This window comes from Bradyrhizobium sp. AZCC 2289, from assembly GCF_036924615.1.
Taxonomy (GTDB): domain Bacteria; phylum Pseudomonadota; class Alphaproteobacteria; order Rhizobiales; family Xanthobacteraceae; genus Bradyrhizobium.
In genome coordinates this window covers 7,122,658-7,136,347 of the sequence record NZ_JAZHRY010000001.1, presented here as the reverse complement: position 1 = coordinate 7,136,347, position 13,690 = coordinate 7,122,658, and the positions used below count along the sequence as shown (strand labels likewise).

General features: G+C 61.1%; 13 protein-coding genes and 2 pseudogenes. 10 read left to right on the top strand and 5 right to left on the bottom strand.

Translation table 11 applies throughout. The features are described 5' to 3' along the window. The first annotated feature begins 684 nt into the window (after positions 1-684). A pseudogene (locus V1289_RS33865) lies at positions 685-923 on the top strand (DUF2285 domain-containing protein). Between the two features lie 98 nt (positions 924-1,021). Here V1289_RS33865 and V1289_RS33860 read toward each other — a convergent pair. Beyond that, positions 1,022-1,341, bottom strand: a pseudogene (locus V1289_RS33860) (aminotransferase class I/II-fold pyridoxal phosphate-dependent enzyme); the annotation flags it as partial. 101 nt (positions 1,342-1,442) lie between these two features. Beyond that, positions 1,443-2,057: an SCO family protein gene (locus V1289_RS33855; protein ID WP_334402582.1), complete on the bottom strand. Its 615-nt coding sequence runs from the start codon at positions 2,055-2,057 to the stop codon at positions 1,443-1,445. Positions 2,058-2,392: 335 nt separating this feature from the next. Here V1289_RS33855 and V1289_RS33850 point away from each other — a divergent pair, with 335 nt between their 5' ends. The 9 genes from V1289_RS33850 (at position 2,393) to V1289_RS33810 (ending at position 11,696) form a co-directional block, all read left to right on the top strand. Next, on the top strand, positions 2,393-3,115 hold the full coding sequence (locus tag V1289_RS33850; RefSeq protein ID WP_442896101.1) for a carboxypeptidase regulatory-like domain-containing protein: 723 nt from the start codon (positions 2,393-2,395) through the stop codon (positions 3,113-3,115). Between the two features lie 108 nt (positions 3,116-3,223). Next, positions 3,224-4,354: a metallophosphoesterase family protein gene (locus V1289_RS33845; RefSeq protein ID WP_334402580.1), complete on the top strand. Its 1,131-nt coding sequence runs from the start codon at positions 3,224-3,226 to the stop codon at positions 4,352-4,354. 11 nt (positions 4,355-4,365) lie between these two features. After that, positions 4,366-4,830: a c-type cytochrome gene (locus V1289_RS33840; protein ID WP_334402578.1), complete on the top strand. Its 465-nt coding sequence runs from the start codon at positions 4,366-4,368 to the stop codon at positions 4,828-4,830. A 151-nt stretch (positions 4,831-4,981) separates the two neighbouring features. After that, complete coding sequence (locus V1289_RS33835) at positions 4,982-6,427, top strand: cbb3-type cytochrome c oxidase subunit I (protein WP_334402576.1); 1,446 nt, start codon at positions 4,982-4,984, stop codon at positions 6,425-6,427. A 128-nt stretch (positions 6,428-6,555) separates the two neighbouring features. Further along, positions 6,556-8,118 (top strand): cbb3-type cytochrome c oxidase subunit II, encoded by a 1,563-nt coding sequence (locus V1289_RS33830; protein ID WP_334402575.1) that lies wholly within the window; start codon positions 6,556-6,558, stop codon positions 8,116-8,118. 151 nt (positions 8,119-8,269) lie between these two features. Beyond that, positions 8,270-8,473 (top strand): hypothetical protein, encoded by a 204-nt coding sequence (locus V1289_RS33825; RefSeq protein ID WP_334402573.1) that lies wholly within the window; start codon positions 8,270-8,272, stop codon positions 8,471-8,473. Positions 8,474-8,618: 145 nt separating this feature from the next. Beyond that, positions 8,619-8,744 (top strand): hypothetical protein, encoded by a 126-nt coding sequence (locus tag V1289_RS33820; protein ID WP_334402571.1) that lies wholly within the window; start codon positions 8,619-8,621, stop codon positions 8,742-8,744. 58 nt (positions 8,745-8,802) lie between these two features. Next, the gene (locus V1289_RS33815) at positions 8,803-9,528 is read left to right on the top strand and encodes a sulfite exporter TauE/SafE family protein (RefSeq protein ID WP_334402570.1); all 726 of its coding nucleotides are present in this window, start codon (positions 8,803-8,805) and stop codon (positions 9,526-9,528) included. Continuing rightward, entirely contained in the window at positions 9,525-11,696 is a 2,172-nt protein-coding gene (locus V1289_RS33810) for a heavy metal translocating P-type ATPase (RefSeq protein ID WP_334402569.1), read from the top strand. The genes V1289_RS33815 and V1289_RS33810 overlap by 4 nt, the downstream gene beginning before the upstream one ends. A 9-nt stretch (positions 11,697-11,705) precedes the next feature. Here V1289_RS33810 and V1289_RS33805 read toward each other — a convergent pair whose 3' ends face one another. From V1289_RS33805 to soxZ, 3 genes are read right to left on the bottom strand one after another with little or no spacing between them, the layout of a single operon-like run. Next, entirely contained in the window at positions 11,706-12,929 is a 1,224-nt protein-coding gene (locus V1289_RS33805; RefSeq protein ID WP_334402567.1) for an FAD-dependent oxidoreductase, read from the bottom strand. Between the two features lie 41 nt (positions 12,930-12,970). Continuing rightward, positions 12,971-13,351 carry a c-type cytochrome gene (locus V1289_RS33800; protein ID WP_334402564.1) on the bottom strand — a complete coding sequence of 127 codons (381 nt, stop codon included), beginning with the start codon at positions 13,349-13,351 and terminating at the stop codon, positions 12,971-12,973. After that, positions 13,351-13,677, bottom strand: a complete 327-nt coding sequence (soxZ, locus tag V1289_RS33795) for a thiosulfate oxidation carrier complex protein SoxZ (RefSeq protein WP_334402562.1) — start codon at positions 13,675-13,677, stop codon at positions 13,351-13,353. Before soxZ ends, V1289_RS33800 begins: the two co-directional genes overlap by 1 nt. Positions 13,678-13,690 lie beyond the last annotated feature (13 nt).

Here is a 13,690-nt window from a genome sequence, read left to right as displayed (position 1 = left end):
GGCGCGCGCCAGATCCTCCAGTGCGTCGGACAAATCAAAATCGGCTCATCGGCCCAAGCATTGCACCAAACCCCCAATTTCCGGTGGCATGGAAAACCCAGTGGCATAATGCCGGTCTTATCAAGTTCGCCAACTTCCAAATCGCAATCTTCCGGCGCGAGTTGGATCGGTAGCCACCGCACAGCCGACGCGACATCCCTTAGAGCCTAGAGGGCGCCTGTAACTATTACCGCCACCCGCCTATGGAAGCTACCGATCTGTCTGAACGCATCCTGCCGCTCTGATCCCTCGGGAAGCCGTTGCGCGGCCTCCCATAAGCTCGTTAGCAACCGCGCTAAGTCATTCAATTCATCGGCCTCTGGCATTCCAACTGTGCGTCGGCTCAACGTTGAGTCCTCATAGTACGAACGGAGAAATGTGGGTCTGGGGGCCGCGACATGATAGCGCAGCGAGTAAGGGAAGAGACTAAGTGCAATGGCAGTATCGATGCATTTGCCGTGCGGAAGTGATGACGCAGCAAAAGGTGCTCTTCTCCACCCAGGTTGCCTAGCACCGATCTCCACCTTGTACTCATGTTGAATACGAGGATCAGCCAGCGTTTGCGGCATACATTTACGGGAGTTCCCTGTGTCATTGGGAGTAGCTGTCCTTTCTGACGCGTTTCGCCAAAAACCGAGAACACGTATGAAAGAGCCGCAACTCAATCCGCATGATCTCGCGCCTGCCGGTCCAACGCTCACCGCATTCGACGAAGAACACGTAATCACTTACCTCGTATGCTTGATGCCGATGCGGAAGGCGCCGACTGGCGCGAGGTCTCGTGGATCGTTCTGCACATTGATCCGTTGCACGAGCCTGGCTGTGCGCAACGCGCCTTCGAGAGCCACCTTGCGCGCGCCAAATGGATGACAGAGTGTAAATAAGCCTCTAATATTGACCCCTCCATCGCTCGGTAGATCAATAGCTTAGCTGGCCGATCGGCGTCGGGACTCCACGCCGATCGACATCCTTTATAGTTCCGCACCGTCGCCTCTTTGCCGTGGAGGTCGGCGAGCTCCTGCTCGAACTCGACCAGCGGGTGATTGGTCCCGGAAATATTGCGCGTACCGCCGGCCCCCGCGCCCATGCGGGTCGCGGTCTCGACCATTGCACCTTCGGGTCTTGCCCCATGCCGAGATAGTCGTTGGAGCATCAGATCACGACGTCGCCTGGGCCCTGCGCAGAGTGCCAAATCGCGTGCGGGAACCGGCCGGCGATCCGCTCCAGATCCGCGAACACGCGGTTACGCCGCTCATCCCTCAATTGGGCGATCGCGTCCGCGAAGAATCTGTCGTAGCTCATGAGCCCGACTCCGACTCCCTGATCCCTGGCGGCTTCGTGATGTTCGCAACCGCCTTTGGTGTTCATACGTCCTGGTCAAACTTGCGAAGCTCCCTTGAGTCTCATTCGTCTGGCTGCGCCAGGAGTTTGCGCAAAGCGTCCGCTATCCGATCGCCTGAGGTGTCGGCCTCGAAAGCGCGGACGAATTTTCCTCCGGGGTCCATGACGTAGAGGTAGGTACTGTGGTCCAAGACATAATCTTCCGGACCCGGCCCTGTCTTGTGACGGGCCGAGTATGCCCCATATTCCCGATTCACCGCATCGATCTGCTGCGGACTGCCGGTGAGGCCGACGATCCGCGGATCGAACGACTGGGTGTATCGTTCCAGCACTTCGCGCGTGTCGCGCTGCGGGTCGATCGTGATGAAGAGCGGCTCTACCTTGGCGGCGTCGGTACCGAGCTTCTCGAGTGCGGTGGCGATTTCGTGCAGCGTCATCGGGCAGCTGTCGGGGCAGAAGGTGTACCCGAAATAAACCAGCAGCCATTTGCCGCGATAGGTTTGATCGGTCACTGCCGTGCCGTCCGGCGCCGTGAGCGTGAATGGACCGCCGACCGTCACGGGCGACGTGGCGGCCCACGACAGTTGGCCCATAATCAGGACTATGGCGAAGACGATATTGGAGAGGGTCTGCAAACCAATAATCGAATGACGAATGAATCCATGCCAGCGATTCATACAGCCCATATCGCGCGCCTCTGGAATGCCACCAAAACGCTTTGGGATCTCTCGCCTGCTGCCGGCTGCCGTGCAAAGCTCGGCATCACGGTCTGGTGTTGTCTCGGCTCACTCTCGCCATCCTTGGCCAGTCCAACGTTCCATTATACTGCGTCCTGCGCAATGCGCGGTGCGCAATGCGAAAGCGCCCACCGCCTAGAGCGGCCCGCCTTGCGGACTACCTTTGTCCGTCGGCTGGCCAGCCAATTTTCCAGTTCCCCTATCATCCAATTTGTGGTTAATTGATAGTCGCAGATTGGGTTCCCCTGCGAAAGGTTCGCATGAGGGGGATGACCATGAAGAAACTCCTCACGCTGACGACTGGTCTTGTTGCGATTGTCCTCGCAGGGATGATTGGCGTACCCGCGCAAGCCTACGAAGCGGGCCCGGTCACGGGCGGCGGAACGATCGTCGGCAAGGTCGTCTTTAACGACGTGGTGCCGACGCGCAAGATCATCCCGAACAAGGATGTCGAGGTGTGTGGTGGCCCCCGCGAGGAGCCGCTGATCGAGGTCGGGACCGACAAGGGCGTCCAGAACGCGGTCGTGTACCTGGTCGAGGTGGCCAAGGGAAAAGCTTGGCCGGCACAGGGCAAGACGCCAGAGCTCACCAATCACAAATGTCGTTTCGAGCCTGAGGTTCAGGTGATCCGTGCGGGTCCGCTGGACGTCGTCAACGACGACCCGATGCTGCACAACACCCACGGCTATTACGGGAAGCGTACGGCCTTCAACATGGCGTTGCCGAACCAGGGACAGCGAATTCCCACGGAACTGACGCGGCCCGGGACCGTGCGCATCGACTGCGACGCACATGGCTGGATGGAAGGTTGGATCTACGTGGTGGACAACCCCTACTACGCCATCACCGGCGCCGACGGCAAGTTCACGATCACTGATGTCCCGCCCGGCACCTACAACCTGGTAGCGATTCAATCACTTACTGGGCCCCTTCAGCAGTCGGTGACTGTCGCGGCAGGCAAACCGACGAATCTGACCGTCGAATTGAAGAAGCAGTAGGCGACTTGGCCGAGGCGAAAAGTCGCACGTACCAGAAATCTGCGAGGTTCAAGAAAGCATCCTGAGAGATCCGCAAAAAATAGGCGATCCATCGCGAGGAGATGCTCCATGTCAGAGCTTGACCGTGAACGACGTGAGATGGTCGCGGTGCTCCAGCGGCCTGGGGTACACCCCGATCGATCACTCCGGATAACCCGGCGCACTTTCATCCACAGATCGTGTTTGACCGGCGCGGCTACCGTCGCTCAGACTTTCGCATGGTGGCCGCTGCTCAACACCATCGACGTCGCTTACGCTGCCGAGCAGCCCTTCAAGTTTGCGTGGGTTTCCGACACCCACCTCTATCCGAAATCCGTCAACACGCGCTTCGTCGAAAAGGTGCAGCGTGCCGCGAGGGAAGTCCAGGCCATGAACCCGCCGGCCGACTTCATGATCTTCGGCGGCGACCTCGCCCAGCTCGGCAGAGCCAACGAGCTTGAGCTCGGAGTTGAGATCTTGAACGAAGTGAAGATTCGGAAAGTCTTCATCCCGGGCGAGCACGACTGGTACTATGACATGGGCGCGAAGTGGAAGCAGCTCTTCGACAAGCCCAACTGGACCTTCGACCACAAGGGGGTGCGCTTTATCGGGCTCGACACGGTCACCCGCGGCCCGGACTACTGGACGGTGCGGAAGATGAGCCCCGAAGAGCGCATGGACCACATGGCAACCCTCGACGGCAGCGTCGCCGGCCCGTGGGCTGGTGTGGGCCGCGACCAGCTCGATTGGGTGCAGAAGACGCTGGCCGACTGGGATAAAGCCAGGCCGGTCGTCATCTTCAGCCACAATCCGCTCTACGAGTACTATCCGCCCTGGAACTTTTGGGTACGCGACTGGCGCGAAGTCAATGAGGTGCTCAAGCCCTTTACCAACGTCACCAATATCCATGGTCACGTCCATCAGGTGCTCTACAACGAGATCGGAACCATGCGGTCGATCGGTATGCTGGCGACCTCCTGGCCTTGGCCCTATGCCCCCGAGGGCGTGCCCAAGCTCACCAAGCCGATGATCCGCGCGGACCCCGGCGATTTCTACGACGGCGTTGGCTGGGAAACCTTGAGCATGAACAATGATCGGATCGAGACCCAGTACATTATGTGGGGCCGCAAGGAGGTCTTTGTTCAGTCGCCGCCGGACTCCTCGCTGAGTCAGCCTGAGATCCTGCGGCCGCGGATCGCCGACCAGATCTGGCCGTACTAGGGAGGACAGCTATGACAACCAGAACGACATTGCTGTTCACTCTTTGCATTGCTTCGCTCGTTGGTCTGCTGGCTGCGATTGCGGTTCTCGTCGGCCCTGCCAATGCGAACAAGGACCCGGTAACACCCCAACAGTTGAAAGCTTACGAGGACGCCTTCATGGAGCAGGTCAAGAAAGGCGACCTGTTGTTCCACGGCGATGTCGCGACCGCGAAGCAGATGAACGTCGTGCTCACCAACACCGGAATGGCCTGCGCGATGTGCCATCCCTTTGCCTCCGACACCCATCCGCAAGCGTTCCCGAAGTATCAGGCGAGCATGAACAAATTCGCGACGCTTCGCGACATGATCAACTGGTGTATCGAGAAACCCAACCAGGGCGAGAAGATCGATTCCGATTCGGACGCGATGAAAGCGCTCGAGGCGTACATCTATTGGTCGAACAGCGGCTCGGTGCTGGTCCCGGGTAAGTACTAGTCCTCGGACACACGGAAGCGGGTCCCGTGACGAACGAATCCGGATGGGGAGTGGCCGGGAAGCGAGAGAATTCACCTCGGAGCGACCGATGTCGCAGTGATGCCTGAGGAGCCGCGCGGGGTGAGGCCGCGATAACGGCAAGGGGCGCGCCATGACAGAAACATTACAATTACACGGCAGGTTCACCGGTATCGACCTTGATCAGCTGGTCGATTGGCGCGTTGTTCGAACTTGGCTTTACCTTGGGATGTTCTGGCTCATGGTCACGCCGTCGATCGGCGTGGCGCTGTCCGGTCTCTTCAATTATCCCGACTATCTCGGTCCTACCTTGGGCCTGACCTTTGGTCGACTCCGTCCTGTGCACGTCAACGGCGTCATTTTCGGTGCGTTTTCGACGCTGTTCATCGGTGAGTGCTATTATCTGGTGCCGCGCTTGTGCGGCGTTCGCGTGCCGTGGAGTCAGTGGGGCGTCCCCCTCGCCTGGGTGTGGAGCATCGCTCTCCTGGCCGGCCTGATATCGCTGCCTTTCGGGACGAACCACGGTCTTGAAGCCGGCGAGCTCCCGCTCTTCGCTGAAATTCCCATGCTCATCGTAGTAGCCGCCGCGACTGTGCAATTCATCGTGACCATCGCACAGCGCCTCGAACCGCAGCTCTACGTCGCGCTCTGGTATCTGATCTCCGCCTTCATATGGACGACGATGAATCTGGTTCTGGGAAGCTTCATCCTGCCCTACACGATTTCCGGGATAAACAGCGCGGCATTCCACGGCCTCTACATCCATTACATCGTCGGCCTCTGGATCACGCCTGCGGGCTATGTGCTCATCTACTACTTCCTTCCGGTCAGCGTGCGCAATCCGCTCTACGCTCACAAGCTCTCATTGGTTGGCTTCTGGTCTCTGGCCCTCTTCTATCCGTTCGTCGGCATTCATCACTATCTTTACAGCCCGATCGCCGACTGGGCTGAGACGCTTGCGATCGTCACGTCCATGCTGTTGATCATTCCGGTATGGACCGTGCTGGTGAATTTCTTCGGCACCGTGAAGGGCCGGTGGGATAGCTTTGGAAAGAATCTGCCGGCAAAGTTCCTGATCACGGGCTCGCTCATGTATCTGGCCGGCTGCTTCCAGGGGTCGGTTGAAGCCTTACGGTCCATCCAACAGCCGACGCATTTCTCGGACTTCGTCATCTCGCATTCGCACCTTACCGTGTTCGGGACTTTCGTCGTATGGGCGATGGGCGGCCTGGTCTATGTTTGGCCGCGGGTGTGTGGTCGCGAGCTTTGGTCCTTTGCGCTCGGTAATTGGGCATTCTGGCTGATCACTGTCGGCATCTCAACGATGGGCCTCGTCCTGACCGCCGCAGGTCTGCAGCAAGGCTTCGAGTGGATGAACGGCACCGAGTGGGTCGACACGGTGGTGCGGATGAGGCCGTACTGGCTGGTGCGCACGCTCTCCGGCATCAGCATGGATACCGGGATGTCCCTGTTGGTGATCAACCTGATGATGACAGCGTTGACCCGGCCCGCCGAGGCGAGGGAACCGGTTCCAGTACCCGGCGTGGCTCCGGTGCCTGCAGGAGGATCGGCGGAATGAATGCGCGGTTTGTCGCCCTGGTCGCCGGCATCGGCTTCTTCTTTCTGGCCGTCGTGACCCAGGGGATATTGCCGTTTGTCGAACCGACAGCACGGACCACTCACGTGACCGCGGTCGTGCGCACCGAATTGGGCCAGCTCAAATGGATGCTGACCGAGGCCACCGACTACACCTCGGTGGAGCAACTCGGCCGTCGCGTGTATCTGCGCGAAGGCTGCTGGTATTGCCATTCCCAATACGTTCGTCCGGTGACGGGCGAGACGCGCCGCTGGGGCCCGGTGAGCGAGGCGGGCGAATACGCCTTCGATGTTCCGCACCTGTTTGGCACGCGACGCATCGGACCGGATCTGACGCGGGTCGGGCTCAAGTACGGCGACGAGTGGCATCTCGCTCATTTTTGGAATCCCCGCGTGCTCACGGCAGACTCGATCATGGCGCCCTATCGGGAGCTATTTGATACACCCCAGGCAGTGAAGATAGTCGACGATGGGGCCGGCAATCGCACGCTTGAGAAGACGTCGGATACCGCAAAACTGTTCGACTTCGCAAGCAAGGAGCAGATCAAGCTCACGCCGAACGCGGACGGGCTGTTGTTTGTTCCGATGCAAGCGCGCGGCAAGTTTCCGCTCATCTGGACGCCAAACAAGGAGTACACGGGCGACACGGTCAAGATTGCCGCCGAGACGGAAGAGCTCGAGGGTCTCATTGCATATGTCCAGAAGCTCGGCATGAATCGCGGCAAGTGGCGCGACATGTTCGAGCCGCAGCAGCTGGCGGTCACGGAGGCCACCCTCCCCCGCTCGCGCGAATGGATCTCGTACGGCAAGGAAGTCTACGAGCGGCGATGTATCGGGTGCCACGGCGTCAAGGGCGACGGCAACGGACCCGCTGCAACCTTCCTGTTCAAGCAGCGGCCGCGAAACCTCAATGCGGCGGTCTTCAAGTTTCGTCTGACCCAGAAACCGATCCCCACCGACGGCGACTTGCTGCGAACCATCACGCGCGGCGTGCGCGGCACGGCGATGCCGGCGTGGTATGAGTTGCCACTCACGGATCGGCTCGCTGTCATCCAATACATCAAATATGAGCTTGCGGTCGACCGCTCTGACCCCGCAGCACCCTATGCCTTCTTCACCGAGGAGCCGCCGGGCGCACCACTGTACATTGGAAGGCCGCCTGCGCCGTCCCAACAGCTGCTCGCTCATGGCAAGGAGGTGTGGCAAAGCGCCAAGTGCTGGGAGTGCCACGGCAATACCGGCAAGGGCGATGGTGAGAAGGCCCCGGGGCTGAAAGATGATCTCAACTTCCCGGCGCCGCCCGCGGATCTCACCAGCGGCCAGTTCAAATCGGGGCCGGCCGTGGAGGATATCTTCAGGACGATGAGCACCGGCTTGAGCGGAACGCCCATGCCTTCGTACCGTGACTCGCTGTCGGAGGAGGACCGCTGGGCTCTTGCCTACTATGTTGTTTCGCTGTCCGCCTTCAAGGACCCGCTCACCCTTCAGCCGCTGTCTATTTCGCCCGCGGATCGCGCCGCGCTCAACGATCCCAAGTTGGAAGCTGCAACACCGGAAGATGCCTACGTTCCGGGTGGCGGCCGTACGCAGCGCGCCGAGGTGTCGGGTGCAGCAACCGGCAGCCCGGAGCGCTTGTCGGCAAGCGGAACTGCCAACCCATTGAAGAAAGACTGACCCGTGACGGATTTCGAGATCATAGGACCTTACCTGGTCGCGTTGCTGATGAGCATCGGTGCGCTCTGCATCTTCATTTGGGGCGTCCTCTCGGGCGCCTTCAGTGGAGCGGACGACGCGGCTCTAAGGTTCTATCGCAAGGAGATGGAAAATGACCGAACCGACGAACCGGTCGAACGAGCCGGCGAGTGACAGTTCAGCCCATGAGATGGAGGAATATGCCGGTGGCTACATCCAGGCGCGAGTCGGGCGTATCCCGATTTGGCTGCTGGTCGTCTATGCCGTGCTATTCATCTGGGGGCTCTATTACCTGGTAAATTATTGGGGCGGGCTGGGTCCGGGAAGGCCGGGATAAGCGGGAGATGGCGATGACGAGGAGCCTGCCGCCGCGGCTGATTGCAATCATCATCCTCGCGATCGCGGCCTTGAATCTGATTTTCTTGCTTTCCGAACTCACCATGAATGTTGTCCGGGTCTATTTCGGCTGAAGGGAAAAGATCATGCTGGCCGATCCAATCTTCTCGCTGGCTGAAGCGAGTCCGGAACAGGTCGTGGCGTTCATCGGCTTTGCGGTCTTCACGATTGGTTTCTTTGCCTGGGTCGCTTACCTCGTTCGTATGAAATAGCTGCTGCAGAGCAGCGCGCTCGGCGCAATGCGGCCGGGTGATTTGCGGGACATCTGCCGTGGTCTACTATCTCATGCTCTTCGCCGCAGGCTTCGCCGGCAGCTTTCACTGTGTCGGGATGTGCGGCGGTTTTGCCTGCGCGCTGGGCCACGACCCGCACGGCCAGGCGGCAACCGCGCTGCGCCATGTTCTCTACAATCTAGGACGATTGACCACTTATTGCTTCCTCGGCGGACTCGCGGGCGCTCTCGGTCAGGTGATATGCACGCCTCAAGGAACGGCCGTCCCGATGTTGAGTGGCAGCCTCGACGCTGCCCAGCGAGCCTTGGCAATTGTTGCCGGAATGCTCATGATCGCGATGGCACTGCAGTTCTTCGGCCTGCTGCCGCGCTTGCATCGCCTCGCGATTGGCTTCGGTAGCAGCACGCTCGCCTCGTCGCTGCGCAGCCTGCTGACCGCGCATGGGCACGCGGCACCGCTGGCATTCGGCGTGTTCAACGGCTTCCTGCCGTGTCCGCTGGTCTATGCCTTCCTTGCTGAGGCGGCGAGCACCGCCGGGGCGCTTCCAGGTTTTCTCACCATGGCGTCATTCGGGCTTGGGACCTTCCCGGCCATGCTGATGATGGGCGCCGTCGGCCAGTTTCTTGCGCCAGCATGGCGGCAGCGCGGCGTGTGGCTGGCCGGCAGTTGCATACTGCTTCTCGGCTTTTTCACCCTTGGCCGCGGCATCCTGCCCTTCGCTACTCACATGGCACATGGCTGGCCGGGAGGATATCCCGCATGAGCGAACGCGGCGGCATCCTGTGCAGCCATTGTCTGCTTCCCGTCGGCGCACGAGCGATGCAGCGCACAGTGAACGGCGAGAGCCATGCATTCTGCTGCTATGGCTGCTGCATCGCGTTTCAGGTGAAGAACGGCAAGAGCGAGGAATGGGAAGCGGCTTGGCTCCTGATCAGGCTCGGCGTGGGCGGTTTTCTCTCCATGAACATCATGCTGTTCAGCCTGCTCTTATATGCAGGGGCGTTCACAGGTGTCGATGCGAGGCTGCTTCCTTGGATTCACCTACTTCTCTGGGTGTTCGCCACGCCGGCCTTGATCATTCTCGGCGGACCATTCTTTGCTGAGACTTGGCGTGACGCCCGTGACGGGCGAGTGACGTCGTCTGCGCTCATCGTGCTCGGCGTCGGTGCCGCCTATCTCTATTCGGCATTTGCCGTCGTCGAGCGCGGCCCGCACGTCTACTTCGATACCGCCAGCATGGTGCTAATGCTGTTCACCGTAGGCCGCTATCTCGAGGCGGCTGGCCGCGCTCGGGCCGCCCGCAACCTTGAACCGTTGCTGGCCGCGGAGAGCGAATGCGCGACAGTGGTTGATGGGAGCGTGGAGACGCGCCGTCCGGTGCGGGAGGTTAGCGTCGGCACGCTGGTCCAGGTGCGGCCAGGGGAACGCATTCCCCTCGATGGCACGGTGATGGAGGGCGAATCCCACGCTGACGAAGCTGTGATAACGGGAGAAAGCCGCCCGGTGCCGAAAGGCGTCGGCTCCCCTGTTATCGCCGGCAGTATCAATATGGATGGTCCGCTCTTGATCCGGAGCACCCGTACCGGAACGGACACCCGATGGGCCCAGATCTGTCGATCGGTGCGAGACGCGCTGACCCAGCGCAGTCCGACCCAACGCCTTGCCGACCGCATCGTCGGCATCTTCGTCCCTCTGGTTTTGTCCCTCGGCGTGCTGACGGCGCTCTGCTGGGCGCAGTGGCTGCCGTTCGATCGGGCATTGCTCATCGGTCTCTCCGTGCTCGTGATTGCCTGCCCGTGTGCAGTAGGCCTTGCCGCTCCGCTTGCAACCTCGCTCGGCATCGGGCGGCTGGCGCGGCGAGGCTGTCTGGTCCGCGAGCCTGGCGCGCTCGAAGAACTTGCGCGCGCACGGCTGCTTGCTTTCGACAAAACGGGCACGCTCACGTCGGGCAGAGCGCGCGTTGTGAGGATCGAGACCACCGACGTGGTGGCCGATGAGGTGCTCGCGCGGGCTGCCGGGCTGGAACGCCATTCAGAACATGGCTTCGGCCACGCCATCACAGCGGCGGCGGCGGTGCGTGGCCTCGACCCGGTGGTTGCGGGCGACGTCCAGACCCTGCCCGGCCGCGGCATCCGAGGGAATGCAGATGGAGAAGCCGTGGTGGCCGGCAATCGAGCACTAATGAGCGAACTTGGCTGGTCGGTCGCACCAGCTCTCGGCGAACGTGGACGGTCGCTGGAAGCCGATGGTTATTCCGTGATCTATGTCGGATGGGGCGAGCATGTGCGTGCCGCGCTTGCGCTCGATGATGCGGCGCTTCCCGAGGCGCGATCGACGGTCGAAGCGCTACGGAGCCGGGGGTTGCACGTGATGCTGCTCAGCGGGGATCTAGCGCGTGCGACGCAGCGAGTTGCGGTCGCGGCCGGGATAGAGGATGCGCAATCTGGCCTGTCCCCCGAGGTCAAGCGGGCTGCTCTGCGCCGACTGCGCCAAAGGTACGGTGTGGTTGCGATGGTCGGCGACGGCCTCAACGACGGGCCGGTGCTCGCCGAAGCGGATGTCGGAATCGCCGTCGGTTCCGCGACCGATCTCGCTCGCGAAACAGCCGCCGTGGTCTTGCCTCGGGATGGGTTGTGGATGCTGCCGTGGGTCATCGATGTGGCACGCGCGGCTCGCAAGACCATCCTCACCAACCTGCTATGGGCGTTTGGGTACAACCTGATTGCGCTGACCCTTGCCGTGCTTGGCCTGCTGCAGCCAGTCCTTGCGGCTGCGGTGATGGCCGGCTCCAGCGTTCTCGTGGTGCTGAATTCACTCCGCCTGGAAAGGATTCCCGATCCCGTCTGGACGACGTCCTCTGGAGGCGCCGAAGCGCAATCCGCGCCCGATACTTTCCCAGTGTTGCCCTCGTCGGCAATCCAGCAGGGTTGAACGACGGCTTCAGCCGAAGATGTCGTGGGTGAATGCTGCGTACCAGCCGTCTGCCTCACGCACGGCCTCGCGGCGTGTCTCGACATTGTCACCGACCTTGCTGAAAAAGAAGTCGTTGACCTTGATTGTCTCGGGGTCGGCGTTGTAGCTGATGGCGCTCGTCACCGCGTCGTCGGCAGCAAGAAGAGTGTAGCACGTATTGAACAAGTGGGGCGCGAACCGCTCGGATCCGGTGAGTGCCGCCAGGATTGCGAAGGCGCAGACCTTGGCTTGGCTGTTCGACGCAAAAGCCGATTTCGCCATATTGCCGGCCTTCGCGGCATCACCGATGACATGGATGCCAGACTGCAGCTTCGATTCGAACGTCATCGGATCTATGGGACACCATCCCGACTGATCCACGAGGCGCGCCTGCTGCGCGAGCCGGCCCGCTTCCTGTGCCGGGATAACATTGGCGACATTGGCCTTGAACGTGTCCCCGGCCGTCTTGATCAATCGACCCTTCACGTCAACAGCCTTGATTCCGCCCGTGAATTGCCCCGGCAGCCACTCGATCATTCCCGGATAGTGGCGGTTCCAACCATCTTCGAACACGTCCTGCGCGAAGAAACTGTCTTTCGCGTCGAGGATCAGGATTTTCGCCCGCGGCTTGTACTGCTTGAAATAGTAGGCAATCAGGGACGCGCGCTCGTAGGGACCAGGAGGGCAGCGGAACGGGTCCGGCGGGGCGACGAGCACGAATACGCCGCCGTCCGCCATGCTTTCGAGTTGCTGTCGTAGAAGCTCGGTTTGTGGCCCGGCGGTCCAGGCGTGCGGCATGATCTGCATCGCGGCGTCGTCATAGCCCTCGATGGCGCCAGCCTTGAAGCCAATACCCGGGGCAAGGACGACGCGGTCGTACGACAGCTTCGCGCCGCCTTCGAGGCTCATGTTCTTGGCAAGTGGATCGATCGCCGTCACGGAATCATGAATGACGCGGACGCCGTATTTCTGCGCAAGCGTCTCATAGCCATGCGTGAGCGATTCCAGCGAGCGAAGCCCGGCAAGATAGAGGTTGCTGAAGAAGCAGGTCGTGTACCGCGCTTTCGGCTCGACCAGTGTCACATCGAGCATTTCGGAGCCCAGGGATAGATACTTAGCGGCGGTCGCACCGCCGGCGCCGCCGCCGATCACAACGACCCGCGCCTTGGCCTGGCCTCGCGCGGCTTGCGGTCGGAGCGCGGCTATGCACATGGCTCCGGCCAAACAACCAAGTTGGCGACGTGACCAACATTTCATCGCCGCTGGGTCTCCTTTCCCCGTGCCGCGAAATAGCGCGCCAGGGTCGCGATTTCTTCGTTGCTGAGGGAGCGCGCCATTGTGCGCATGATCGGACCGGAACGCTCGCCGGACTTGAAGGCCCTCATGACGGTAACAAACTGTTCCTCGCTGAGTCCGACAATCGACGGGATACCCCTGTCATGGCCGTCGAGGCGATGACAGGCTGCGCACGTCGCTGCCAGTTGCGCGCTCTGATGATTGTCTGCGGCAAAGCTGCGCTTCGCAACGGAGACAACCAAGCTCGCGACCATCAAGAGCGCAACGATCTGATGGAGGCTCAACGCACTTTGGCGGTGCCCCGCGGTCGCCGAGACAGCGGTCGAGCCGCCCGGCATCAGCCGACCGCCAGTTGGTGGGTCAATGCGTAGGTGTGGCCGCCATCCTCCTCCCAGATGAACTCCAGCCGGCCGCTTTCAGTCGCACGCAGATAGAACTCAACGTAGGGGTTGGCCGCCATAGCCTCGTGCAGATCGACGCCGAAGACGACAATATCATTGTAGCGACAGGCAAACTTGTTGATGATCTTGCGCGGGATCACGTCGCCCTTGGGGTCACGACGCAGCCCTGTTTCCATTTGATGGCTGATCAGGGCTTTGACCTGAAAGGTTTCGCCCTTTGCCGCAACGCTTGGTACTTGCACGCGTGGTGTCGGGGTGAACATTCTTGCCTCCCTC

Excerpts from the sequence above, each read along its gene's own strand:
- V1289_RS33855 (WP_334402582.1), bottom strand. The coding sequence starts at position 2,057 with ATGAATCGCTGGCATGGATTCATTCGTCATTCGATTATTGGTTTGCAG.
- V1289_RS33850 (WP_442896101.1), top strand. The coding sequence starts at position 2,393 with ATGAAGAAACTCCTCACGCTGACGACTGGTCTTGTTGCGATTGTCCTC.
- V1289_RS33845 (WP_334402580.1), top strand. The coding sequence starts at position 3,224 with ATGTCAGAGCTTGACCGTGAACGACGTGAGATGGTCGCGGTGCTCCAG.
- V1289_RS33840 (WP_334402578.1), top strand. The coding sequence starts at position 4,366 with ATGACAACCAGAACGACATTGCTGTTCACTCTTTGCATTGCTTCGCTC.
- V1289_RS33835 (WP_334402576.1), top strand. The coding sequence starts at position 4,982 with ATGACAGAAACATTACAATTACACGGCAGGTTCACCGGTATCGACCTT.
- V1289_RS33825 (WP_334402573.1), top strand. The coding sequence starts at position 8,270 with ATGACCGAACCGACGAACCGGTCGAACGAGCCGGCGAGTGACAGTTCA.
- V1289_RS33820 (WP_334402571.1), top strand. The coding sequence starts at position 8,619 with ATGCTGGCCGATCCAATCTTCTCGCTGGCTGAAGCGAGTCCGGAACAG.
- V1289_RS33810 (WP_334402569.1), top strand. The coding sequence starts at position 9,525 with ATGAGCGAACGCGGCGGCATCCTGTGCAGCCATTGTCTGCTTCCCGTC.
- V1289_RS33805 (WP_334402567.1), bottom strand. The coding sequence starts at position 12,929 with ATGTGCATAGCCGCGCTCCGACCGCAAGCCGCGCGAGGCCAGGCCAAG.
- V1289_RS33800 (WP_334402564.1), bottom strand. The coding sequence starts at position 13,351 with ATGCCGGGCGGCTCGACCGCTGTCTCGGCGACCGCGGGGCACCGCCAA.
- soxZ (WP_334402562.1), bottom strand. The coding sequence starts at position 13,677 with ATGTTCACCCCGACACCACGCGTGCAAGTACCAAGCGTTGCGGCAAAG.